The 21,844-nt window shown below is 52.9% G+C and carries 18 protein-coding genes and 1 tRNA gene; 13 read left to right on the top strand and 6 right to left on the bottom strand.

Annotation, left to right across the window (positions count from 1 at the left end):
* Positions 1–3: 3 nt before the first annotated feature.
* Positions 4–912: a toprim domain-containing protein gene (locus tag A3L09_RS05125; RefSeq protein WP_088857934.1), complete on the bottom strand. Its 909-nt coding sequence runs from the start codon at positions 910–912 to the stop codon at positions 4–6.
* A 93-nt stretch (positions 913–1,005) separates the two neighbouring features.
* Here A3L09_RS05125 and A3L09_RS05120 point away from each other — a divergent pair.
* From A3L09_RS05120 to A3L09_RS05075, 8 genes are all read left to right on the top strand, one after another.
* Positions 1,006–1,083 (top strand) — tRNA-Arg (locus A3L09_RS05120).
* A 720-nt stretch (positions 1,084–1,803) separates the two neighbouring features.
* Positions 1,804–5,556: a PEGA domain-containing protein gene (locus A3L09_RS11015; protein ID WP_232473585.1), complete on the top strand. Its 3,753-nt coding sequence runs from the start codon at positions 1,804–1,806 to the stop codon at positions 5,554–5,556.
* 258 nt (positions 5,557–5,814) lie between these two features.
* The gene (locus A3L09_RS05100; RefSeq protein WP_088857933.1) at positions 5,815–7,347 is read left to right on the top strand and encodes a CGP-CTERM sorting domain-containing protein; all 1,533 of its coding nucleotides are present in this window, start codon (positions 5,815–5,817) and stop codon (positions 7,345–7,347) included.
* A gap of 140 nt (positions 7,348–7,487) precedes the next feature.
* Positions 7,488–8,921, top strand: coding sequence for a CGP-CTERM sorting domain-containing protein (locus tag A3L09_RS05095; protein ID WP_198362292.1), 1,434 nt, complete (start codon positions 7,488–7,490; stop codon positions 8,919–8,921).
* A gap of 131 nt (positions 8,922–9,052) precedes the next feature.
* The gene (locus tag A3L09_RS05090) at positions 9,053–10,837 is read left to right on the top strand and encodes a ribosome biogenesis/translation initiation ATPase RLI (RefSeq protein WP_088857931.1); all 1,785 of its coding nucleotides are present in this window, start codon (positions 9,053–9,055) and stop codon (positions 10,835–10,837) included.
* 103 nt (positions 10,838–10,940) lie between these two features.
* Positions 10,941–11,645, top strand: coding sequence for a SagB/ThcOx family dehydrogenase (locus A3L09_RS05085; RefSeq protein ID WP_088857930.1), 705 nt, complete (start codon positions 10,941–10,943; stop codon positions 11,643–11,645).
* 1 nt (position 11,646) lies between these two features.
* Positions 11,647–11,826 (top strand): hypothetical protein, encoded by a 180-nt coding sequence (locus tag A3L09_RS05080; RefSeq protein WP_088857929.1) that lies wholly within the window; start codon positions 11,647–11,649, stop codon positions 11,824–11,826.
* A 5-nt stretch (positions 11,827–11,831) separates the two neighbouring features.
* A complete protein-coding gene (locus tag A3L09_RS05075) occupies positions 11,832–12,827 on the top strand; it encodes an AIR synthase family protein (RefSeq protein WP_088857928.1) in 996 nt (331 codons plus the stop codon).
* Here the strand turns inward: A3L09_RS05075 and A3L09_RS05070 are convergent, their stop codons facing one another.
* Together A3L09_RS05070 and A3L09_RS05065 are read right to left on the bottom strand one after the other, a co-directional pair.
* Entirely contained in the window at positions 12,828–13,226 is a 399-nt protein-coding gene (locus A3L09_RS05070; protein ID WP_088857927.1) for a M67 family metallopeptidase, read from the bottom strand.
* Positions 13,223–14,164, bottom strand: coding sequence for a type I restriction enzyme HsdR N-terminal domain-containing protein (locus tag A3L09_RS05065; RefSeq protein ID WP_088857926.1), 942 nt, complete (start codon positions 14,162–14,164; stop codon positions 13,223–13,225). The genes A3L09_RS05070 and A3L09_RS05065 overlap by 4 nt, the downstream gene beginning before the upstream one ends.
* A 105-nt stretch (positions 14,165–14,269) precedes the next feature.
* Between A3L09_RS05065 and A3L09_RS05060 the strand changes: the two genes are divergently transcribed.
* The 3 genes from A3L09_RS05060 to A3L09_RS05050 are packed head-to-tail and all read left to right on the top strand — an operon-like array spanning position 14,270 to position 17,042.
* Positions 14,270–15,079, top strand: coding sequence for a class II glutamine amidotransferase (locus A3L09_RS05060; RefSeq protein WP_335755355.1), 810 nt, complete (start codon positions 14,270–14,272; stop codon positions 15,077–15,079).
* Positions 15,080–15,126: 47 nt separating this feature from the next.
* The gene (locus A3L09_RS05055) at positions 15,127–15,537 is read left to right on the top strand and encodes a CBS domain-containing protein (RefSeq protein WP_088857924.1); all 411 of its coding nucleotides are present in this window, start codon (positions 15,127–15,129) and stop codon (positions 15,535–15,537) included.
* Between the two features lie 5 nt (positions 15,538–15,542).
* Entirely contained in the window at positions 15,543–17,042 is a 1,500-nt protein-coding gene (locus tag A3L09_RS05050) for a metallophosphoesterase family protein (RefSeq protein ID WP_198362300.1), read from the top strand.
* Here the strand turns inward: A3L09_RS05050 and A3L09_RS05045 are convergent.
* Entirely contained in the window at positions 17,039–17,923 is an 885-nt protein-coding gene (locus A3L09_RS05045; protein ID WP_088857923.1) for a 2-phosphoglycerate kinase, read from the bottom strand. The two genes, A3L09_RS05050 and A3L09_RS05045, sit on opposite strands and share 4 nt — an antisense overlap.
* The gene (locus A3L09_RS05040; RefSeq protein WP_088857922.1) at positions 17,920–19,230 is read right to left on the bottom strand and encodes a 2,3-diphosphoglycerate synthetase; all 1,311 of its coding nucleotides are present in this window, start codon (positions 19,228–19,230) and stop codon (positions 17,920–17,922) included. Before A3L09_RS05040 ends, A3L09_RS05045 begins: the two co-directional genes overlap by 4 nt.
* Positions 19,231–19,367: 137 nt before the next feature.
* Here A3L09_RS05040 and A3L09_RS05035 point away from each other — a divergent pair, with 137 nt between their 5' ends.
* Both A3L09_RS05035 and A3L09_RS05030 read left to right on the top strand, forming a co-directional pair.
* A complete protein-coding gene (locus A3L09_RS05035) occupies positions 19,368–19,547 on the top strand; it encodes a hypothetical protein (protein WP_088857921.1) in 180 nt (59 codons plus the stop codon).
* A gap of 75 nt (positions 19,548–19,622) precedes the next feature.
* On the top strand, positions 19,623–20,501 hold the full coding sequence (locus A3L09_RS05030; protein ID WP_088857920.1) for an MBL fold metallo-hydrolase: 879 nt from the start codon (positions 19,623–19,625) through the stop codon (positions 20,499–20,501).
* On the opposite strand, the gene A3L09_RS05025 is transcribed toward A3L09_RS05030, so the two are convergent.
* Positions 20,476–21,768 (bottom strand): ATP-binding protein, encoded by a 1,293-nt coding sequence (locus tag A3L09_RS05025; RefSeq protein ID WP_088857919.1) that lies wholly within the window; start codon positions 21,766–21,768, stop codon positions 20,476–20,478. The genes A3L09_RS05030 and A3L09_RS05025 overlap by 26 nt on opposite strands.
* Positions 21,769–21,844 lie beyond the last annotated feature (76 nt).

Genomic DNA, 21,844 nt, shown 5'->3' with positions numbered 1-21,844 from the left:
AGCTCAGCTCTCGCCGCCTCCAACGCTTGAGAGGAGCTTCTTTATCTCGTCCTCTTCCTCCTCGACCTCGAGTGTTTGTTCTGCAATGATCTCGGGACTTCTCTCCACGGGCTCGCTCTTCTCTTTGGTCTCGGTTGTCTTGGCCAGCTCTCCAGAGATTGCTATGCTGAGGTAAACCGTTTTGAGCAGCTCGTTCACCGCCTCCTCGTCTTCGGCGTATACGAAGCCCTGTCCAACGACTATCTTTCCGTTGAGGCCGAGCTTTTCAACTGCTATCGCGAGGTACTCCTCGGGAGGAACAGGCTCCGCCGGGAAGAGCGCCTTCCAGGCCTCCTCTATCTTGACGGGCCTCGTCTTCTTCTCAAGAAGTGCCTGGAGGCTCTCGTTCTCCTGCTTGACCCTGAGGTATTCGCTCCTGAGCTCCTCGTACTTCTTCCTGAGCTCCTCGTGCTCCCTTTCTAGTGCCTCGTACTGACTGGCCAGGTTGTCGTAGCTTCCCTTTACGTCCAAAAGCTCCTTTCTCAGCTCCATGTACTCAGGAAGAACCTGAAGGCTCTTCAATCCCGCCCTCACGAGAGTGTTCTTGAGCTCCTTCCTGACGAGTTCAACGTCGACGTGCTCCAAATCGTGGCCGAGCGGGAGCTTCATTCTCTCTATGTGGCCGACCATCTGCCCGAGCTCGTTAAAGAGCCTCTCCGCTAGATCCCTCCCAACCCTGTCTGCGTCCGTGGCTATTATGAGCAGATCTGCTCCAGCGGCGGCGCTCTTGGCTATCTCTATGTTGGTCGTTGGGATTATCGAGGAGATCGTTATGTTGTACTCGCTCCCAAGGGCCAGCCCCTGGAGGGCCTTGCTTACCACCTCAACGTCGCTCGCACCTTCCACAAGGATCCTGACATCGACTATCGTCATTGACTCCACCTCCATTGGATTTAGCCGAGGGTCTTAAAAAGCTTAGTTGCGGGTTAGATTTTTAAACGCTCGACCATACTATCCTCGGGTCGTGGGCCGGTGGCCTAGTCTGGACGGGGCGTCGGCCTCCGGAGCCGAAGGTCGCGGGTTCAAATCCCGCCCGGCCCGCCAGAAAACAAACTTTTGCCAAGCAAAAGTTTGATCAAAGTTCGTGGTTCTTCTTAAAATTGCCCTTCTACAATGATTTTCGTAATACACAGGCTAAAAAGGCATGAATTCCAAAATTCGGCCTACTAAAAAGAGTTTATCTCTCCTTGACGCCCTTCAGGCGTCGATTATAAAGCAAACTCTCAGAGAACAAGCTCGCTAAAACTGGAATTCCACTCCAACAACAAATTTTCAAGAGAAATCACTCAAAGGCAGAACCCTTAATGGGAGCCACAAACTTTGATGAAACTTTGCTTGCAAAGTTTCAGCGCTGGCGGAAAATGATTGATTGCTTTTAACAGGATTGGTTTGAAAAGTGAATGCCCGTTCGCACTTGCCCCAATTTTAGTGGGATTCTTACATCTAATTTGCAAATTTCCAAAGGGTTTGCTCATGTGCAACGCCCTCCGGGCGTTAAAAAAAAAGAAGAAAACCCGCACTTCTCTGCCCATTTGCCTAGAGAATCCAACACTACCAAACCAATTCCAAAGGACATTCAAGCTTTTGGTGAAGCTTTTCCCAAAAGCTTCCTGTACTCTCAAACCCCCGAAGTGGGGCTTCGCCCCACAACCCCTGATGTCTCCCATTTAAACAATGGATTGAAATTTTGTCCGCTTAGGAAGAAACCAATAAAAGGAACAAAGTTATAATTTTCAGGGATGAAACGGGCCTGGAGGAATAAAAATGAAAAGGCTCGTCACGCTGATGTTTGCCGTTCTCATAGTAGGGTCATTTATGATACCCACTGCTAAAGCAACCGCAGAGGATAGTTACTGGGCCAAGACTTACGGGGGGATGAGTACTGGAGATGCCAACGCCATCAACGATGTTAAAGTCCTACAAGACGGGAGCATCATTGCGGTTGTGGATACTCGCTCAACTGGAGCCCTCGGAAACTATATTTCTGTAATGAAGCTTGACCCGAACGGAAGTGTTGCCTGGGCAAAAACCTATGGAGGAGACCGGAATGATTATCCTTCTGAGGTTTCTATAGCTCCTAATGGGGACATTATTGTAGCAGGCTGGACTGAAAGCTTTGGCGCTGGAGGAATGGATGTGTGGGTTTTGAGGCTCGACTCTAATGGTAACGTGAAATGGCAGAAGACTTACGGAGGGAGCGGTGAGGATGGGGCTCTTGCGGTTGCCTTAGCTTCAAATGGGGATATTATTGTTGCTGGGGGCACCTACAGTTTCGGCGCTGGCAAAGAGGATGTTTGGGTTCTCAGGCTTGATGGTGAGGGAAATATCAAGTGGCAGAAGACTTACGGAGGAAGTGATAGTGATGTGGCTGAAGCAGTTGCCATAGCTCCTAATGGGGACATTATTGTAGCAGGCTGGACTAAAAGCTTTGGCGTTGGTGGTTATGATGTTTGGATTCTCAGGCTTGACGAGAATGGCAATATAAAATGGCAGAAAACTTACGGAGGGGAAGAGGGAGATATGGCTACCGCGGTTTCTATAGCTCCGAATGGGGACATTATCGTAGCAGGCTACACTTTAAGCTTCGGATATTATAATGATGACGCTTGGGTTCTTAGACTTGACGAGAATGGTAACGTGAAATGGCAGAAGACTTACGGGAGAGGTGATTGGGATGAGGCTTACGCGGTTGCAATCGCTCCAAATGAGGACATCATCGTTGCTGGGAAAACTGACAGTTTCGGCGCTGGCAAAGAGGATGTTTGGGTTCTCAGGCTTGATAGTGAGGGAAATATCAAGTGGCAGAAGACTTACGGAGGAATGTTTAGTGAAGAGGCATTAGCAGTTGCTTTGGCTCCAAATGGTGACATTATCGTCGCTGGCTACACTTCCAGCTTCAGCGTTGATTGGTCGGATGCCTGGGTTCTTAGGTTACCTTATTCCGGGGAATTGGCAAGTTGTGACTTTTGTATGGACTCAAACGCAATTTCAATTGTCGCATCTGCTGATATCACTTCTTCAAGTGCAATAACAGAGGATTCCCAGGCTTTAGTGGGAAATTCCACTGCTTATCCCCAATTATGGAGCCCTCATGTAGAGACACAATACAGTTCCGCCATCCTCTCAATTAACTCTAAGCCAAGCGGGGCTAAGGTTTACATTAATGGAACTTATGAAGGGGTGACACCACTAACACTAACCCTCAACCATGGAACTTACCAATTAAAACTCTCCAAAGAAGACTACGAAAACTATACTCAGACAGTAACTCTTCATCCTGGAGAGATCAAGACTATTAACGTCACTCTTGAGTCTCGCTTTGGATATATAACTGTCATATCAACCCCCTCAAACGCTAAAGTTTACATTAACGGCTCTTATATAGGGGAGACTCCCCTAAAAGACTACAAATTATCAACGGGAAAACACGAGGTAAAAATCAGAAAAGAAACCTACCAGGATTACTCTACCGCTGTAACTATTGAACCAGGCAAGACAACTACTGTTGAAGCTACTCTGAGTCCAAAACCAGTAACTCTTTCAATAAACTCTACCCCAAGCGGAGCTGAGGTTTACATTAACGGAACCTACAAAGGAACAACACCGATAAACCTCAGGCTTAACCCCAGAACCTACCAGGTAAAACTCTCAAAGGAGGATTACGAGAACTACACTACCACGATAACCCTTAACCCCGGAGAAAACAAGACGCTCTCCCCAGCATTATCGCCCCTTTTCGGGTACTTGTCAATAACTTCCCCAGAAGGGGCCAAAGTTTACGTGGACGGTTCCCTCATTGGCACGACTCCTATTACTGACTATAAGCTTCCAAAGGGCAAACATGAGTTAAGGCTCGTCAAGGAAGGATACGAGGGTTATTCCGCGAACATTACGATAACTGCCGGAAAAACACTCTTGCTAACTCCACAATTGAAACCCATAACCGCGACAACCAGCACGCCGAGCAGTACAACGACCACTACAACATCACCAACAACCACCACAACCCCAACTACAACAACTACCACTGCAGTGACTTCTCAGCCCACTACGACAACTACCGGCACAACAACGACCACTACGACTACAACAACATCAAGCCCTATCCAGTCTTCAACTTCTCCCTCATCAACGACTCCCTTAAGTTCCTCTTCAGGGAGCTCATCCAAACTCCCGTACGCTCTCGGAGCCCTCATCCTCTTAGCACTCTTTGGCGGGGTCGCAGCAAAGACAAGAGGTGAAAAGAAACCCAGTGAACCCTCCTCTAAGCCGGAGGCTAAGCTGGAGAAACGCCCCACGCAAGAACCGTCGGAGAAGCCCAAACCACAACCCACACCAGCTTCTACGATTCAACCGCCCCTTCTCCCCGGCTTCCCGCCCCAACTCCTCGACAGGTACGAGCCCCTCGAATTCCTCGGTGAGGGTGGTTTCGCCAAAGTCTTCAAGGTTAAGAGAAAATCCGACGGCGAAATCGTCGCCCTAAAAATCCCGCGCATAAACGAGAAGACGAGCTCACTCTTCCTGAAGGAGATTGCCGCGTGGTACCACCTCAACCATCCAAACATCGTGAGGCTCTACAAGGCCGACATTCTGCCTGTTCCGTACCTTGAGCTGGAATACATTGAAGGGGTACCCCTCAACGGAGAGACCATCAGAGACCTTGACAGGTATCCCAAGCCGGTTGATGAGAAGACCGCCTTAAAGCTCATCAGGGGAATCTCTGAGGGTTTAAAACACGCACACTCGAAGGGCATCTGGCACCTCGACCTCAAGCCCCTCAACGTTCTCCTTAGGAGTGACTTAACCCCGAAGATAACCGACTGGGGGCTGGCGAAGATAAGCGCAAGGAGCTCGCTCTCAACTCACAGCGGCTACTCACCGCTCTACGCGGCTCCAGAACAGCTCGACGAGGGGACTTATGGCTCTCCAGATCATAGAACTGACATTTACGGGCTCGGCGTCATCCTCTACGAGCTCTTAACTGGAAAGCTCCCCTACGAGGGATACACGCCGGGGGCGATCGTGGGCAAGATCCTGGCGAAGGATGTTAAACCCGTTCCACCATCGAAGATCAACCCAGCCCTAGCAAGGTACGACGGGATAATCGAGAAGCTTCTCGCAAAGAGGAAGGAGGAGCGCTACCAGAGCGTTGAAGAGTTCTTGCGCGCGTTGGAGGATCTTGAAATCCTCCACAGGGAGCGCGAGGAGTTAAAGAAGAGCCTTGAGGAAACCGAGCAAACCCTGAAGAGGAGCCGCTCCAGGGAGGAAATCAAGAGGCTAACAAAGGAGGCCGTTGAAAAAACTGCAAAGCTTGCTCTCTTGAGCGCGAGGCTAAACGACAAGGCCGAGCTCCTGAACGCCCTTGAAGACTTGAAGTTCTACACGAAGGAGCAGCACGATGAGCTTCAGAACGCCATCTCTCAGGTCGAGCTCATGCTGAAGGAGGGCATCCCGATTGGCGAGGACTTCATCGAGCGGCTTAAGGTTTTGCTCCACAGGATAGAGAGGGAAGCGTGAGTCTTTTCCTTTCATGTTACTCGCCGGAAACAAGGGGGCATCCTAGGATGACGATCATTGCGGTTTTAACTTTAACTTTTTCAGTTTTTAGCTGGTTTTTGTAAAGTATATATGGGCTTAATGTTGATATTTAGTCATCCCTCAGAAACTTATAAATACTTTGAAAGCGGCAATATAAAACAAGACCGCTTAACCCTGAGTTCTTCCGGTTTGGGAGATTCTTGGGGCGGCAGTCTAAAAGGGTAGGAAGGGAGCGTTATGAAAATCCCTGTTTTTGCCCAAAACGGGCCCCCCAAGGCCTGGAGGGGAAAGATTGGCAAACCACTAATTGGCGTGGCGATAATTCTCTTTTTGACCTTTATGGTTGCCTCAGTACACGCCCAGTCCGAGGCGGGAGTGAAGGTGGAGTGGGAGAGAACCTTTGGAAAGGAGATCGACCATGATTACGGTTATTCGGTGCAGCAGACTATAGACGGTGGGTACATAATAGTTGGAACCACGGTGCTTCAAGGCTCAGACGACGTTTACTTGGTCAAGATCGACTCAAAGGGAAACCTCGAGTGGGAGAAGAGGTTCGAAGGAGACGACAATGATGGTGCCTACGACGTTCAGCAGACCCCCGATGGGGGTTATATCACTGTTGGGTATACAGAATCGCTCAAGAGCGGTAGAAAAGTATACTTAATCAAAACTGACTCCAGCGGGAATCTGGAATGGGAAAAAGCGTTTGGAGGGGAGAGGGCGATTGAAGGCCACTCTGTTCAGCCGACCGACGACGGGGGTTACATTATCACTGGACGCAAATACACACCCAATTCGATCTATTTGACCAAGATTGATTCAAAAGGGAACATTGAGTGGGAAAACGAGTACGGCGGAATCCGTGACAATTTTTTTGGGCATGTTGGCGATCATCCCGTCCAGCAGACCAAAGATAGAGGCTACATAACAGTTGGATACGTATATTCAACTAAAACTCAAAGTAACGATGTTTATTTGGTTAAAACTGATTCAGGTGGTTATATAGAATGGACAAGAACCTTCGGAAGGGAGGGGGATGACAGAGGCTTCTCCGTCCAGCAAACCGCGGATGGTGATTACATAATAGCCGGAACTACATTTTCATCCGATTCAGGTGGTTACAATGTTTACCTGATTAAGGTCGATCCCACGGGAAACCTAAGATGGGAAAAGACATTCGGGGAAAGCAACGCTGATTGTGGCTTCTCTGTCCTGCAGACTGACGATGGAGGTTACACGATCGTCGGGTACACATTCTCGAGCTCAAAGGGATACGATGTTTATCTGATCAAGACTGACCCCGATGGGAACTTGGAATGGGAAAAGGCATTCGATGCGGAAAGTGTCCACGATCCCACACAAGGCGGCGTTTGGGATAAAGGGTATTCTATTCGGCAGACTGGTGATGGAGGCTACATAATAGTGGGATACACCTATTCAATTGAAACTAGAAGTAACGATGTCTACGTTATCAAGCTCTCGCCCGGAGGCCAGGGTGGGGCAACTTCCACAGCAAGTTCGCCACCCCATACGAAGACAAGCTCGTCTAATTCCCGGACAAAAACGGAAACCACGACCAAGCCTTCTCCCACAAACACCCAGCGGGCCACAACGGAAAGTCAAACGGGATTCCACACCCCATCCCGGTCTTCATCGGCGGGCACTTCCTCAGAAACCTCAAAGGGGTTCAGTTTCAACGTCACCTGCGGGCCCGGACTAATCGCCCTCTTACCCCTTCTACCGCTTCTGTGGAGAAGGCGGAGGGAGTGACATTTTCTTTTTTCACGTTGAGTGCTGAGGGGAGATAGAAAATGAAAAAGAACATTATTGCCCTATTAGGGCTCGTGATGTTAGTGGCGGCTCTTATGACGCCATCAGCGAAAGCCACCACAGGAGGCGCTCATTATTGGGTGAAGAATTCCGAAGACGGCCAATTTAATGCGGTTGCCGTAGCTTCAAACGGCGATATAGTTATCATAGGAAGAACCGGTAGTTCTGGCGCTAGTAACGAGGACTTTTTGGTTTTGAGGCTTGACGAAAACGGGAATGCCAACTGGGGAAGAACTTACGGAGGAAGGGGTTACGATTGGGCTTACTCTGTGGATGTAGCCCCAAACGGGGACATCATCGTCGTAGGGGACACCTCAAGCTTCGGCGCGGGATATGATGATGCGTGGGTTCTCAGGCTCGACAAAGATGGAAACGTGATATGGGGAAAGGCATTCGGAGGAAGCAACCCTGATGTAGCCCTCGCGGTTGCTGTAGCTCCCAACGACGACGTTATAGTGGCAGGATACACTTACAGCTTCGGCTCTGGTCAGAATGATGTCTGGGTTATTAGGCTGGACAAGAACGGAAAAATTGAATGGCAGAAGACGTACGGCGGAAGCGGCGGAGAGGCTGTTCTCGCAGTTGCAATCTCTTCAAACGGCGACATTATCCTAGCTGGGAACACAGGTAGCTTTGGTGCTGGCAGGTCTGACGCGTGGGTTTTGAAGCTTGACAAGGATGGAACCCTCAAATGGGGAAAGGCTTACGGGGGAGAAGAGTGGGATGAAGCTAGTGCAGTTGCAATTGCTCCCAACGGCGACATTATCGTCGCAGGGGACACCGAGGGCTTCGGTGCTGGCGGAAGGGATTTCTGGCTTTTGAGACTCGACGGGAACGGCAACGTTAAGTGGCAGAAGACGTACGGCGGAAGCGAGGATGACTACGCTCACGCGGTTGTTCTAACCCCCGGCGGGGATATTTTGGTAGCAGGGGATTCCTATTTGCTCGCTCTCGACACGAACGGCAACCTTAAGTGGGCCAGGGCAATGTACACGACGAGCGTCAAAATCCGGGAGGACGGAACCGCAGTATTCGCCGGTGGACCTTATGTAGGTCTCATTAACGTTAGTCGCGTTCCCCAGTACTCTGGATGGAATTGGGATGAGGAAGCCTCCGTTGAAGTGCACGATTCTAACGCCAAAGTGAGCGGGACAAACCCCGAGGTGGAAGATTCAAACGCCCAGATCCACGATACAGACGCCGAAATCTACAATGTCACCCCAAAGTTTGAAACCGCGTGGGGTTGCACCTCAGCGTCTACTTCAACTGCCCCCTCCCAAACTCGGACAACCCAGCCCACACAAACAGAGGCACCAACTAAATCCTCCCCACATACTCAGCAGACCACAACGGAGAGCCAAACTGGATTCCACCCTTCATCCCAGCCTTCTTCCAAACCCACTACTTCGACTTCGGAAACTTCAAACGGGTTCAGTTTCAACGTCACCTGCGGGCCAGGGCTAATTGTATTCCTGCCGCTTCTCCCGCTTCTCTGGAGAAAGCGGAAAATGTGAGGGCTTGTATTTTACATTTTTTGTCCATTAGTTGCGTTGGAGTACAGTGGGTCATTCAAAATAGGAGGAGCTACCGTTTCACCCCCGCAACCCTTTAAAATACCTTTTCCCAGTCCGGCCCGGTGGTGAGGATGAGCAGGATAGCGGTCATCGATTACGACAAGTGCAACCCCGACAAGTGCGGGCACTTCCTCTGCGAGAGAGTCTGCCCCGTCAACAGAATGGGCGGGGAAGCGATAATAATCGACGAGGAGAACTACAGACCGATTATCCAGGAGGCCAGCTGTACCGGCTGTGGAATCTGCGTTCACAAGTGCCCCTTCGGCGCGATAACCATAGTCAACCTCCCGGAACAGCTCGACGAGGACTGTGTTCACAGGTACGGGATAAACGCCTTCGTCCTCTACCGTCTCCCCGTCGTCAAGGACGGCATGGTGGTTGGAATCCTCGGTCCGAACGGAACGGGTAAGACAACCGCCGTTAAAATCCTCTCGGGCCAGCTTATCCCCAACCTCTGCGGCGACAACGAGGAATGGGACAACGTGATCAAGACCTTCCGCGGCAACGAGCTCCAGAACTACTTCGAGAGGCTGAAAAACGGGGAGATAAAGCCCGTCGTCAAGCCCCAGTACGTCGATCTGATACCTAAGGCGGTTAAGGGCAAAGTTAGAGACCTCCTCAAGAGGGCCGACGAGAGCGGAAGGCTCGATGAAGTCGCGAGGGAGCTCGAACTGGAGAACATCCTCGACAGGGACATAAGGCAGCTCTCGGGAGGTGAGCTCCAGCGCGTCGCCATAGCCGCCGCTCTCCTCCGCGATGCGCACTTCTACTTCTTCGATGAGCCCTCAAGCTACCTCGACATAAGGCAGAGGCTCAGGATCGCCAAGACGATAAGAAAGCTCGCCGATTCAGGGAAGGCGGTTCTAACGGTTGAGCACGATTTGGCCATCCTCGATTACATGAGCGACATCATCCATGTAGTTTACGGCAAGCCAGGCGCCTACGGTATCTTCTCCCAGCCGAAATCGACGAGGAACGGCATAAACGAGTTCCTTAGGGGATACTTGAGGGACGAGAACGTCCGCTTCAGACCCTTCGAGATAAGCTTCACCAAGAAGAGCGAGAGGAAGAGCCAGGAGGGTGAAATCCTCGTCCAGTACCCAAGCCTCGTTAAGGAGTACGAAAACGGCTCCTTCAGGCTTGAGGCAGAGGGTGGAGAGCTCTACGTTGGCGAAGTCGTCGGCATAGTCGGGCCCAACGGTATCGGAAAGACGACCTTCGTGAAAATGTTAGCTGGAGTCGAGAAGCCCACCGAGGGGGAGGTTGACTGGTCGCTTACCGTTAGCTACAAGCCCCAGTACATCAAGACCGACTACGAGGGAACTGTCTTTGACCTGCTGAGCAAAATAGACGCCGCTAAGCTCATGAGCAACTTCTACAAGACGGAACTGCTCAACCCGCTCGGAATTCCGGAACTCTACGATAGGCAGGTCAACGAGCTCTCGGGCGGTGAGCTCCAGCGCGTTGCCATAACGGCCTGCCTGCTCAGGGACGCTGACCTCTACCTCCTTGACGAGCCATCGGCACATCTCGACGTCGAGCAGAGGTTAGCGGTCTCAAAGGCCATCCGCTCCCTCATGGCAAAGAACGAGAAGACCGCTCTGATAGTCGAGCACGACGTCATGATGGTCGACTACCTCAGCGACCGCCTGATAGTCTTCGAGGGCGAGCCTGGAAAGCACGGAAGGGCCCTCCCGCCGATGGGCATGAGGGATGGAATGAACCGCTTCCTAGCGAACATTGGAATAACCTTCAGGCGCGACCCCGACACCGGAAGGCCGAGGGCCAACAAGGAGGGCTCCGTTAAGGACAGGGAGCAGAAGGAGATGGGTGAGTACTACTACACCGCCGCCTGACTTTCTTTTGGCGGCCTTTCCCCGGATTTCTTCCCAAACTTTTTGACAAGGGGTGAACTACCCCGTCCGAATATGTTAAAAGTTTCCGGTGCAAACTTTCAACATGCCTTGGAACTACAGGGGGATCGGCTGGTTCGTCGTCTTCACGGTCATCGTGCTGAGCTCACTCCTCCTAGTGAAGCCTTACCTCCCAAGGGAGAGCGGCGGAACGGCCTCGGGAGAGGAGATAGCCCTTCCAAAACCCCGGTTTAAGGGGGAGATGATTGTTGAGGAGGCCATACTCAGGAGGAGGAGCATGAGGGATTACCTGCCCGAGCCCCTGAAGCTTGAGGAGCTCTCCCAGCTTCTCTGGGCAGCACAGGGGATAACGAGCCCAGATGGAAAGCGCGCCGCCCCGAGCGCCGGTGCCACTTACCCCTTCGAAGTGTTCGTGGTGGCTGGGAACGTGGAGGGTCTGGAACCCGGCATCTACAAGTACAATCCCCAAAGGCACAGCTTGATGTTCATCAAGAGGGGAGACTACAGGGATGATCTGGAGAGGGCAGCGCTCGACCAGGATTGGGTCGGAAATGCGGCCGTCGACATAGTTCTCGTGGCTTTTTATGGGAGGGCGACCGAAGTTTACGGGGAACGGGGAGTGAGGTACGTTCACATGGAAGCCGGGCATATAGGGGAGAACATATACCTGCAGGCCACCGCCCTCGGACTCGGAACGGTGGCGGTTGGGGCCTTCGACGATGAGCGGGTCTCAGAGATCCTCGGAACGGAGGGCAGGCCCCTCTACATCTTCCCGGTTGGGAGGGTTTGAGATGAACCTGGACCACCACACCCTCGGCTGGCTTACCTTCACCCTCATGAGCGCCGCCATGCTGAGCGGTGCACTGATCTTCCTCAACGGAAGGAGATCCGGGCTGTGGACCAAGGTTCATATAATCCTCTCCGTTCTCACCTACATCCTAATGTTCCTTGTGATCTGGAGTGTGAGGTGATAATGATGGGTCTTCCACCTGGAAAGCTTCCGCCCGAGAAGCTGGAGGAACTCGTCTTTAAACGGCTTGAGAAATCGGATCCAAGGGTCATAACCGGTCCCGGCCAGGGGATAGACGCGGCGGCGATAGACTTCGGCGAAAAGATAGTGGTTGCTTCAACAGATCCCATAACCGGAGCCGTTGAGGACATCGGATTCTATGCCGTCCACGTAAACGCGAACGACGTGGCTACCTTCGGTGCGAGGCCGAGGTGGTTCCTAGTCACGATACTCCTGCCCGAGAACGGAGATGAGGCGTTACTCTCCGGATTGATGGGGGATATCGTCGAAACGGCACGTAATATCGGTGTTTCCGTAGTGGGGGGCCACACCGAGGTAACCCCTGGTTTGAACAGGCCCATAGTGATCGGCACGATGCTGGGGGAGGTTGAGAAGGAAAAGCTCGTCAGATCCGATGGAGCGAGACCCGGGGATGCAATAGTCATGACGAAATGGGCGGGGCTTGAGGGAACCTCCATAATAGCGCGGGAGAAAAGGGAGGAACTGGCCAGCGCCTTCGGAGGAGACTTCGTGGAGAGGGCCTCTTCGCTCATAGATTATATCAGCATCGTTCCTGAGGCGACGGTTCTTCGGGACTACGCCAACGCCATGCACGACCCGACGGAGGGAGGAATAGCAAATGGAATCTACGAAATGGCCGATGCGGCAGGCTTGGGTTTTCGGGTGTTCCCAAACAGGGTGCCAATCAGGGACGAAACTCTCAAGGTGTGCGAGTTCTACAGCCTAAACCCGCTCGCGCTGATAAGCTCGGGTTCCCTCCTGGCGGCAGTTCCAAGGGATCACGCGAAGTTTGTCGTTGAGAGGTTGCTTTCAAAGGGCATAAATGCGGCCGTTATCGGGGAGTTCCTGGCCGAGAAGAAGCGCGTGGCAATAGTGGATGGGGAAGAACGGCCCTTCCCAAGGCCAAAAACCGACGAGCTGTGGAAGGTATTCGGGGAGTAGCTACCTAGTTTCAACTCTAACTTCTTTTACTTCGCCGTTTTCAAGGATCCAAGCCTGGAATCCTCCGGAGGGAGTTACTATCAGCCAGACGTTCCTCCAAAGATCCATGCCCTCAATGTCTTTTCCCGAGGGCACTGGCGGACACTCGAGGTGGGAGTGGAAGACCCCAACGACTTCAAGCCCTTTCCCCTCGGCTTCGTCGAGAACTTCCGCAGTTTCAAGGGGATCGATTTCAAAGGCAATAGGCGAGTTGAGCTTGTTTCTAGTCCCCCTTACCTCTTCAACGAAGACTGCCGAACCCTCTATCCTGCCGAGGAGGAAGCCGCAGATCTCCCCCTCACTCTCCCCTGCGCTCTTTATGATCCCCACCAGATCATCCCTTCTTATAACGAGCCTCATAGCTCCACAGAGATGTTGAGCTTCTCCTCTTCCTCAAGCCTGAGGAGTATCTCATGGGCCTTTCTCTGCTCCAGGGGAATCCTCTTGAGCTGTTCGTAGGCGGCCATTATCTCCTTTTTTTCATCTCCAAAGGCCCTCTGCCCCATGTAGAGAAGAACAGCGAGGAGAACACCCTTCATGGTTCTCTCGGGAAGCGGGAGCATCTTCCAGCCGTTGTCGTAGACGTAGGCCACCTTCGGGATCTCGTGGCCTTCGAGGAGGTATATGGGCACTATCCTCTTCCCCCTGTCGACCTTGAGGTACTCGAAGAGCGCCTCTCTGGGGTAACCCTCTTTTATGAGCCCCATAAAGCTGAGCTCTAAGGCCTTCAGAAGGGACGAGAGCCTCTCCATTTCGTTTATCCGGCCCTTAGAGAGAAGGGAGAGCTTAAGTGCTGCCTTCATCGGGGGCTCTTCGAGGATGTTCACCTTGACGAGTATCCTCTCACGCAAGCTGGATCCAACTTCAAAGGCCTTAACACCTATCCACATGGCCCCGTTGGTGAGGATCCCGTACTTAACGCCGGTGTTGAAGCAGTACTTGGCGAGCTGACGGAGGGGGTCCTCTCTTTTGAACACGTTAACGCTGAGGTTCTTCGCCTCCAGATAAGCGACGATCTCGCCCCCGATTATGAGTGCGTAGTCTGCCCTTCCTTCCTCCGTCCTGGCCTCGGGCCTTACCTCCTCCGGGTCGTTCCATTCCCATCCAAGGGCCCTCATTATCTCCCCTATGAGGTGCTGCTTTACCGCCTCCTCGTTGCTCTCATAAAGGCTCCTGTGGGCGTTGATCTTCTTCAGGACTCGCATTATGCTCTCGGCTATTGGGCCGAGGTCCATTGCCACCGATGATCTCGATGAAAGATGTGAAGAGTCCAGAACGCTGGATTTGCTCTCCACCATTAGAACTCACCGATTGCACTTATGCCACTAGTACACTAAACACCACACCCTAAAAAACGTTTTGGATTCGGCAGGTTTTTAGCCTCTCCACCCCAAGGGATACCGGTGATCAAGTTGTGCCGCGTTCTTTTCGCAGTGGGGGAAGGTGAAAAGATCAAGCCCCTCCTCGATGCCCTCGTTAAGGCTTCTGAAAACGATCCCTACAAGGAAGCTAGGGGAAAGGGAAAGGCCCACAGGGACGGCTGGGGGTACGCGCTCCTCAAGAAGGAATCGGTGATGCACTACCGCTCCAGCAGACCCATTTTCGAAGACATTGAAGGCGTTGAGAGGCTTAAAGACTCCCTTCAAGGGTTCCTGGCCGTTATCGCCCACACACGGGCGGCATCCCAAGGTGCAAAAAACCTGTTCAACGTCCAGCCGTTCGCTTTTTCCAGCAGAAAGGGGTTCTCGTACTGGGTCTACCACAACGGCGACCTCAACAAGGCAGAGGTGATAAAACTGGCGGACTTCGAGGAGACTCACTTTGAAGGCGCCTCCGACAGCTATGCAATGGGTGCCTACCTGTGCAGGAAGCTGGATTCCTTTGAGAGGGACGAGGTTCTAAAGCACTACTCAATACTTGCAAAAACAGCGAACACCAGCTTCAACACAGGGACGCTTTTCCTGGGCCCCTCTGGAAACGCCGCCGGCTTCGTGACGGCCTACTCAAAGCCCACCTACCTGCTGAAGCGCGAGAACTGGGACTACGTCAGGCAGATCGTTCTTAGGAGGGAGAACCTCTTTGCGGTGGGCTCATCAACGCTGGAGCTTTATCACAGGGCAGAATGGAAGAACGCAGTGAACGGCACCGCGTTCTACGTTGATATTGACTTCGGAGACGAGACCTTCAGCGTTCAGGAACTCGTCCTCGGTTGAGGTAGGGTTTTATACTTTTCCGCCTTAATTTGTTTCCGGTGATCCGTATGGAGATGAGGGCCCCCATAAAGGTGTACATGAGCCGGAAACTTATTGGGGTAAGGCCCGACGACACAGTAAAGCGCGCGGGAGAGGTCATGACGGAGTTCGATATAGGCTCGCTGGTGGTTGTCGATGAGGAGGATTTCGTGATAGGATTCCTCACAAAGGGGGACCTCATAAGGCGCGTGGTGGTTCCAGGGCTCCCCAACACGACCCCGGTGAAAGAGGTAATGACGAAGGAGCTCGTAACGGTCTCGGCCGAAACCCCCCTGCGGGAAGTCCTCGACATAATGAGCAAGAAGGGCATCAAGCACATCCTAGTGGAGGAAGAGGGAAAGATAACCGGCATCTTCTCGATAACGGACCTCCTTGAAGCGAGCAGGAGAAAGCTCGAAACGGCGATAGCTACGGAGTGATGGCCATGATACGGATAGCCCACATAAGCGACACCCACATAACCAACGAGGGAGCCTTCAAAGGCTACGCCTACGACCTCATCGTGGAAGAAATAAACCGCGGGAACTTCGACTTTGTTATCCACACGGGCGACATAACCAACCAGGGTCTTCGCGAGGAGTACGAACAGGCCGCATACCAGCTGAAGAAAATAAAAAAGCCGCTGGTCGTTCTTCCAGGCAACCACGATGTCAGGAACGTTGGATACAAACTCTTTGAAGAGTTTATCGGTCCCCTAAACGGGGTCTACGAGTTCAAGGAAGGGGTCGTCATCTGGGTGGATTCAACCATTCCGGACCTAAGCGACGGCCGGATCGGCGGCAACAAGTTCCGCTGGCTCAAGGAGACGCTTGAGGAGTACTCTGACAGGAAGTTCAAGATAGTAGCTGCCCACCACCACCTAGTTCCCCTTCCAGACACGGGAAGGGAGCGGAACGTCCTCTTCAACGCGGGGGATGTCCTCGATCTCCTCCTCAGAAACGAAGTCACGCTCTACACCTGCGGCCACAAGCACGTTCCCAACGTGTACCGCGTGGAAGACCTCGTCATAGACAACGCTGGATGTACCTCGTGCCGGAAGACGCGGAGGGGGGACGTGAACAGCTACAACATCATAGAGCTCCATGAAGATGGAAGCGTAAGGGTCAACATACGGCGCGTAACCGGGGACGAGATCGAGAAGGAGCACAGCCCGATAAAGCCCAAGATCTTTGTTCCAGGAGGGAGGCGCGTTCTGAGGATAGTCCAGGTGAGCGAGAGCAACGTCTCGGACAGGATCTACTTCAGGAAGAGAACCCTCGATAACGTCATCAGGATGATAAACGAGAGGCTGAAGCCCGATCTCGTTGTACACAACGGGGACGTCGTTGATGCGGGCATAGAGCGCTACTACGATAAGGCCTACGGGTACTACAAGTCGCTCTCGGCGCCGAAGATCGTGGTTCCGGGGCACAACGACATAACCTACCTCGGCTACGAGCTGTTCCAGGAGTACTTCGGGGAGCCGGAAATACTGGAGCTCAACGGCGTCGTGATAATACCAGTCTTGAGCGCCCAGTACGAGACACCCATCGGCGTGGTTGGCAGGATGGGGCAGAGGAAGCTTAGGAGGATCCTCGAGGAGTACGAGGGGAAGTTCAGAATAGTGGCGATGCACCACAACGTCATTCCAATACCTAAGAGCAGGGAAATAGGCTTTCTGGAAGACGCGGGCGACGTTCTGAAGGTGCTGACCGAGGAGAGAACCGAGCTGGTCCTCACTGGACACGGCGGGAACGCTTATGGGGTCAAAATTGAGAACACCCCGATAGTCAACGCCGGCTCCGTCAGCTGGGAGCTACACAGAAACCCCTTCGGGAACAGCTTCAACCTCATCGACATCTACACAGACATGGTCGTTGTCTGGGAGGTTCAGTCCACGTGGGGGAGCAAGAAGCTCCTTGGGATATGGAAGAGGAAGAGCTAACCTCCCTCCCTGCTCTCCCCCTTTCCCAGCCTCTTCATCATATCCTCCATTATTGTCGAGACGGTCTTCTCGAGCTCGACGTTCTCTATAACGGGTATCCCGAACTCCCGCGCGCGCTCCACAAGGTACTCCTGTATCCGCATTATCCTGTCCGCGTTCTTCACGTACCTCTCGGCGCTCCTCACCGAATACCTGGCCCTCTCATAGAAGTGGGATACAAGATGCTCCTGGCTCGGAACGGTGATGATGTACATGAACTCGTTCTCCTTGGGCTCTATAAACCCCGGAACAACGTGGATCCCCTCTATCAGGGCGTTTAAACCTTCTCTTCTTGAACGCTCCAGGACGGCCGTTATCCCAACTGAAACGTGCTTCACCTGCGTTTCGAAGCCATAGATAAGCGGATCCATGCCCTTCGGAGTGTTCACAACCCTCTCAGCCATGAAGGACGAAACGTGGATATCCGGGAGAAGCTCCTTCGCTATCACCTTTCTCATAACTTCCCTTATTGTGTCCGTGCCTATTATGCTCCTTATTCCGAGCCTGAAGGCCAGCTCGGTTGCTATCGTTGATTTTCCCACTCCCGTAGCGCCTCCAAGAAGAACGGCAAGCCTCACCCTTCTCCTTCTGAGGGTCCTCCAGAAAAGGTACCTCTCCGCGGCCTCCTTCAGACCCCTTTCAACGAGCTTTGAATAGGTGATCTCCCTTATCTCCTCGCTCGTAACCGCGTACTTCCTCCTCCTCTCGAGCTCCTTCTGAACCTCTGCGGCTATCGCGTAGGCTATGCCAACGTCGACACCAGCGAGCGTTATCGAGCGCGTTAGTATACCCCTAGAAAAGGGAAGCCTCACCTTCCGCTCTGAGTCCGTTACTATTATCATCCCCCGTCCCCCTTTGAGAGGATCCTCTTTCCCAGATCAAGAACCGCGCTCCTCAGGTCTTTTCCGTCTATATTGACAGGCTCGTTGTCGAGGTAGACAATCTCTATCCCCCTCTCCACCGCCCACCTAGTTACTACATCCACCGCTGCTGCCTTCAGTTCAACGGCTACCGCATCGATGCCCTGGAAAGCCTTCAGATCCTCAAGGAGTGCGGGTCTGTTCGAGAGATTGCCAGAAACGTGGAGAACCTCAGCACCCATGGCCTCTAGGTGTTCCCCTGCCCGGGAAAGGGCGGTGTGTGATGTCATCACCAGCGCAAGCTTCTTTCCGGCGACCTCCCCAAGGGGCCTCGGTCTAAATGCTGTGAAGTGTATATCCGCGTTCGGGTTGATTCTCTGGATCACCCCTTCCAGCCCAGCCAGCCGCTCCCCGGGGACGACATCGGATCCAGTAACGACCACTATGTCCGCAAGGGCGATCCTGAACGGGCCGAAGTACTTCCCGATGAAATCCGCCCTCTGGGACGCACCCACAACCGTGATATAGCCGTCCGCCCGGTAGGCTGGAAAAGTTGCCCCGCTACCTTCGAGGATTATGAGGTCATGGGGAAGGCTCTCCGCGAGTTCTACCCCCTTGTCGACGACGTCGAAGAAGGAGAAGCCAGCCATACCTCCGCCGCAACGCCTGCAGCCTATCGTCGTTACCCGGGAGGTCAGTGCGTCCTCAAAGTGATCAGACGCCGCATGCTTGCCCATCTCAACCATCTTCAGGAGAAAATTGGGGGTTATCTCAAACTTCTCCCCGTCTATTACCTCCGGCTCCTCCGGCCCTCCGCGCCCCATCGTAACGACAACGGGCCTAGCTATAGATTTCAGAGTTCTCGCGACGAACCCGCTCACGGCAGTCTTTCCGATTCTCTTTCCAGTACCGATAACGGCTATGCTGGGCTTCCTTGTCTTCCTCAAGGGCTTTGGTGTGAACACAAAGTCGGCGCCGCGGTACCGAACCCCAAAAAGCATGCAGAGGGAGGCTATCCTAAAGCGATCCTCGTAGTTGAGAACGGGTTCGTCGCTGAGGTCAACAACTTCCTCCACCTTTGGGTTCTCCCGGAGGGCAAGGAAAAGCGCCGTGAGGTAATCCGATGGTTCGTAATAAATCCTGATGCCCAGCTTTTGCCTAACCTCTTCCAGACTCCCTATTTTCTCCGTTCCCCCCAGGAAGACGGCACAACAGACATCTCCAAGCTGTCCGAGAGCCCATTTCACCACGTCGGGATAGTGCTCCCCGTCAATTAGGGCTATCCTCATCCCACCACCTTGATATCAATAGGACTTCGAGGATTTAACCTTTTGCTTGATGGGGACAGAGGAAAGATTATAAACTCTTCTTACCAGTTATGGGCGGAGCTGTCCTCGCGACAGCCCGCTGTAGGAGGTGTTAAAAAATGGCCGAAATGATAGTTAAGTCAAAGGTTAAGGACTACGTTAAGAGCCTTGATGCCGAGATGAGGGTTAACCCAGAGTTCTACGACGCCCTCGAGGCCGAGATCAAGGCCCTCATTGAGAAGGCAGTCAAGAGGGCCAAGGACGAGGGCAAGAAGACCCTCTACCCAAGACACGTCTGAAGTCCCTTTTCCCTGCTTTTTTCAATTTCATCGATGACCTTTTATTCTCCCATCCATAATTTCTACGGTGGTAACATGGCGCTTAGAAAACTCGGTGATTCTGCGTACCTTTATCCCGGAAGCCCCTCGACCCTCGTCAGGGTTCTTGAGGGAGGGGCCGTTCTGGTTGATCCCGGCCACGGGAGCGGGCGGCACAAGGATCTTAGGAGGGAGATCAGGAAACTCGGCGTGGAAATCAAGACCCAGGTAGCAACCCACGGACACGCCGATCACATAGCCGTTTCTCCCAGGCTGGAGGCTCCCCTCTTCATGCACCGCTTTGAGTTCTCCATCGCCGAGAGCCCGCTGAACAGAGAAATGCTCACCTTCGGCTCCAAGGCACCGCGCGGCTTTCTCATCTTCCAGTTCCCGGATGAGGTGAAGGTTCACGCGGTCTTCGAGTGGGGGGACGAAATTTTCGGGATGAAGGCAATCAAACTCAGCGGCCACTCCCCGGGGATGACGGGCTTTCTCGATGAAGAGAACGGCCTTCTCTACGCCGGCGACTCCTTCTTCGGCGAGAGGGTCATCATCTCCGTTGGTCTGCCCTACCTCATTGACCCAGAATTATTTAAAACCTCGATTAGGGAATTACGGAATTATTCAGAAAAGGGGTACCTCCTGATACCCTCCCATGGAAAGCCCGTTAAAGGGGAGGAAGCGACCGAACTGCTCGATTTCAACCTTAACCGGGTGGAAGAAACTGAATCGCTGATGCTGAGACTACTTGAGAGCCCAATGGGCATGGACGAGCTGGCGTTCAGGATAATGGAGCACTACGGCGTCGAAGTCACGCCCCAGAAGCTCGCCCTCAACCTAGTCCCGGTGAGGGCCTTCATAGCGGAGCTGTACAACGAAGGAAAAATAGAGGCAGTCGTTGATAGAGGACTCAAGTGGAGGGTAAGAAGGGGCTGAGCCCCTTCATCAGGAACTCCCATAAGGGAAGGATTTCAATTTCAACACCGTCTATGGTCTTCTTCTCCTTTTCCTCCCATGTGACCACGAGGGCCTTCTTTGACCGGAGAAGTTTAGAAACCCGCACCAGATTTCCAATTTCTCTTGCATGTGCGTCTTCAAGGGAGAAAGTCACCTGGATGGGAAGCAATGTATGAGACAACCGAACTACAAAGTCCACCTCTCCCTTATCGTCCCTCCAGTAATAGACTTCTCCAGGGATAAAAGAGTAGCTCAGTGAACGCTGGATTTCGAGGAACACCGCCAGTTCCATGAGCTTTCCCCTTTCGGGATGGGCCTTCAGGGAGAGCGTCCTTGCTATGCCCGTGTCTACCGGATAGACCTTTCTAGGGGCTAGCAGCTGGCCTTTGGGCTTGAAAGAAAAGCGCATCAGCGTGAAGATTAGATAAGCCTCCTCTAGGTATGAAACGTAATCCTTGACTGTGTGAACGTCCCTTAGGCCAACTATCGAACCAAGCTTGGAGTAGGTGAACTCAGAGGAATAATTCGAAATCAGGTACCTCGCGAGTTCCCTTAGAGCCTCCCGGTGTCTTACGTTGTGTCTCATTATCACGTCCCGCTCCACGAGATCGCGGTATATCTGATTCAGGTACAGTTTTCCGAACTTCCCAACTTCGGGGAAACCTCCCATCTCAAGGTACTCGCTGAGGACGCGTTTTATCTCTGCCAGCTTTCTATCTGAGTGCTCCCAGTTCTCCCCAAGCTCGACCCCGCGAAGCTTTAAGAACTCGCGGAATGAAAACGGAAAGAGCGTGAGCTCAACGTGCCTCCCGGTCAGATAGGTGGCCATCTCACCGGAGAGGAGCTTTGAGGACGAGCCGGTGACGATGATCCTCTTGTTCACCCTCATGCGTGAGACGAACTTCTGCCAGCCCTCTACTTCCTGAACCTCATCGAGGACTATAGTTGTGGGCTCCCCCCAGAGCTCCCGTGCAGCACTGAGAAGCCTCTCAAAGTCCCCGCTTTTGAAGCCGATCAATCTCTCGTCGAAGAAGTTGACGTAAAGAGCGTCTTCCCCCGCGAGGCGCCATGATAGAACCGATTTTCCAGAACGCCGCACGCCGAGTATGGCGAGAACGTTGGGGAAGGAAAGGAACTCCCTAGCGCTTCTCTCGACGTCCCTCTCCACTAGTCTTTCCCTGCTCACGAAGTCCAGAAGTTCTTCCCTCTGAGAGATCAGAACGTTTTTGAGTTCCTCGATCTTCATGCTCAATCCTTGTCCACAACTCCCTTAAACTTTGCGGTTACTAACCACAAAGCTTGCTCGAAATTATGTGGTTGGC

Source organism: Thermococcus profundus (genome assembly GCF_002214585.1).
Classification (GTDB): Archaea; Methanobacteriota_B; Thermococci; order Thermococcales; family Thermococcaceae; genus Thermococcus; species Thermococcus profundus.
The sequence above is the reverse complement of the archived record's forward strand: the minus strand, read 5'-3'. Positions and strand labels throughout refer to the sequence as shown.

Excerpts from the sequence above, each read along its gene's own strand:
- A3L09_RS11015 (WP_232473585.1), top strand. The coding sequence starts at position 1,804 with ATGAAAAGGCTCGTCACGCTGATGTTTGCCGTTCTCATAGTAGGGTCA.
- A3L09_RS05070 (WP_088857927.1), bottom strand. The coding sequence starts at position 13,226 with ATGAGGCTCGTTATAAGAAGGGATGATCTGGTGGGGATCATAAAGAGC.
- A3L09_RS05030 (WP_088857920.1), top strand. The coding sequence starts at position 19,623 with ATGGCGCTTAGAAAACTCGGTGATTCTGCGTACCTTTATCCCGGAAGC.
- A3L09_RS05025 (WP_088857919.1), bottom strand. The coding sequence starts at position 21,768 with ATGAAGATCGAGGAACTCAAAAACGTTCTGATCTCTCAGAGGGAAGAA.
- A3L09_RS05085 (WP_088857930.1), top strand. The coding sequence starts at position 10,941 with ATGCCTTGGAACTACAGGGGGATCGGCTGGTTCGTCGTCTTCACGGTC.
- A3L09_RS05075 (WP_088857928.1), top strand. The coding sequence starts at position 11,832 with ATGGGTCTTCCACCTGGAAAGCTTCCGCCCGAGAAGCTGGAGGAACTC.
- A3L09_RS05045 (WP_088857923.1), bottom strand. The coding sequence starts at position 17,923 with ATGATAATAGTAACGGACTCAGAGCGGAAGGTGAGGCTTCCCTTTTCT.
- A3L09_RS05055 (WP_088857924.1), top strand. The coding sequence starts at position 15,127 with ATGGAGATGAGGGCCCCCATAAAGGTGTACATGAGCCGGAAACTTATT.
- A3L09_RS05090 (WP_088857931.1), top strand. The coding sequence starts at position 9,053 with ATGAGCAGGATAGCGGTCATCGATTACGACAAGTGCAACCCCGACAAG.
- A3L09_RS05035 (WP_088857921.1), top strand. The coding sequence starts at position 19,368 with ATGGCCGAAATGATAGTTAAGTCAAAGGTTAAGGACTACGTTAAGAGC.
- A3L09_RS05100 (WP_088857933.1), top strand. The coding sequence starts at position 5,815 with ATGAAAATCCCTGTTTTTGCCCAAAACGGGCCCCCCAAGGCCTGGAGG.
- A3L09_RS05050 (WP_198362300.1), top strand. The coding sequence starts at position 15,543 with ATGATACGGATAGCCCACATAAGCGACACCCACATAACCAACGAGGGA.
- A3L09_RS05065 (WP_088857926.1), bottom strand. The coding sequence starts at position 14,164 with ATGGTGGAGAGCAAATCCAGCGTTCTGGACTCTTCACATCTTTCATCG.
- A3L09_RS05040 (WP_088857922.1), bottom strand. The coding sequence starts at position 19,230 with ATGAGGATAGCCCTAATTGACGGGGAGCACTATCCCGACGTGGTGAAA.
- A3L09_RS05125 (WP_088857934.1), bottom strand. The coding sequence starts at position 912 with ATGACGATAGTCGATGTCAGGATCCTTGTGGAAGGTGCGAGCGACGTT.
- A3L09_RS05080 (WP_088857929.1), top strand. The coding sequence starts at position 11,647 with ATGAACCTGGACCACCACACCCTCGGCTGGCTTACCTTCACCCTCATG.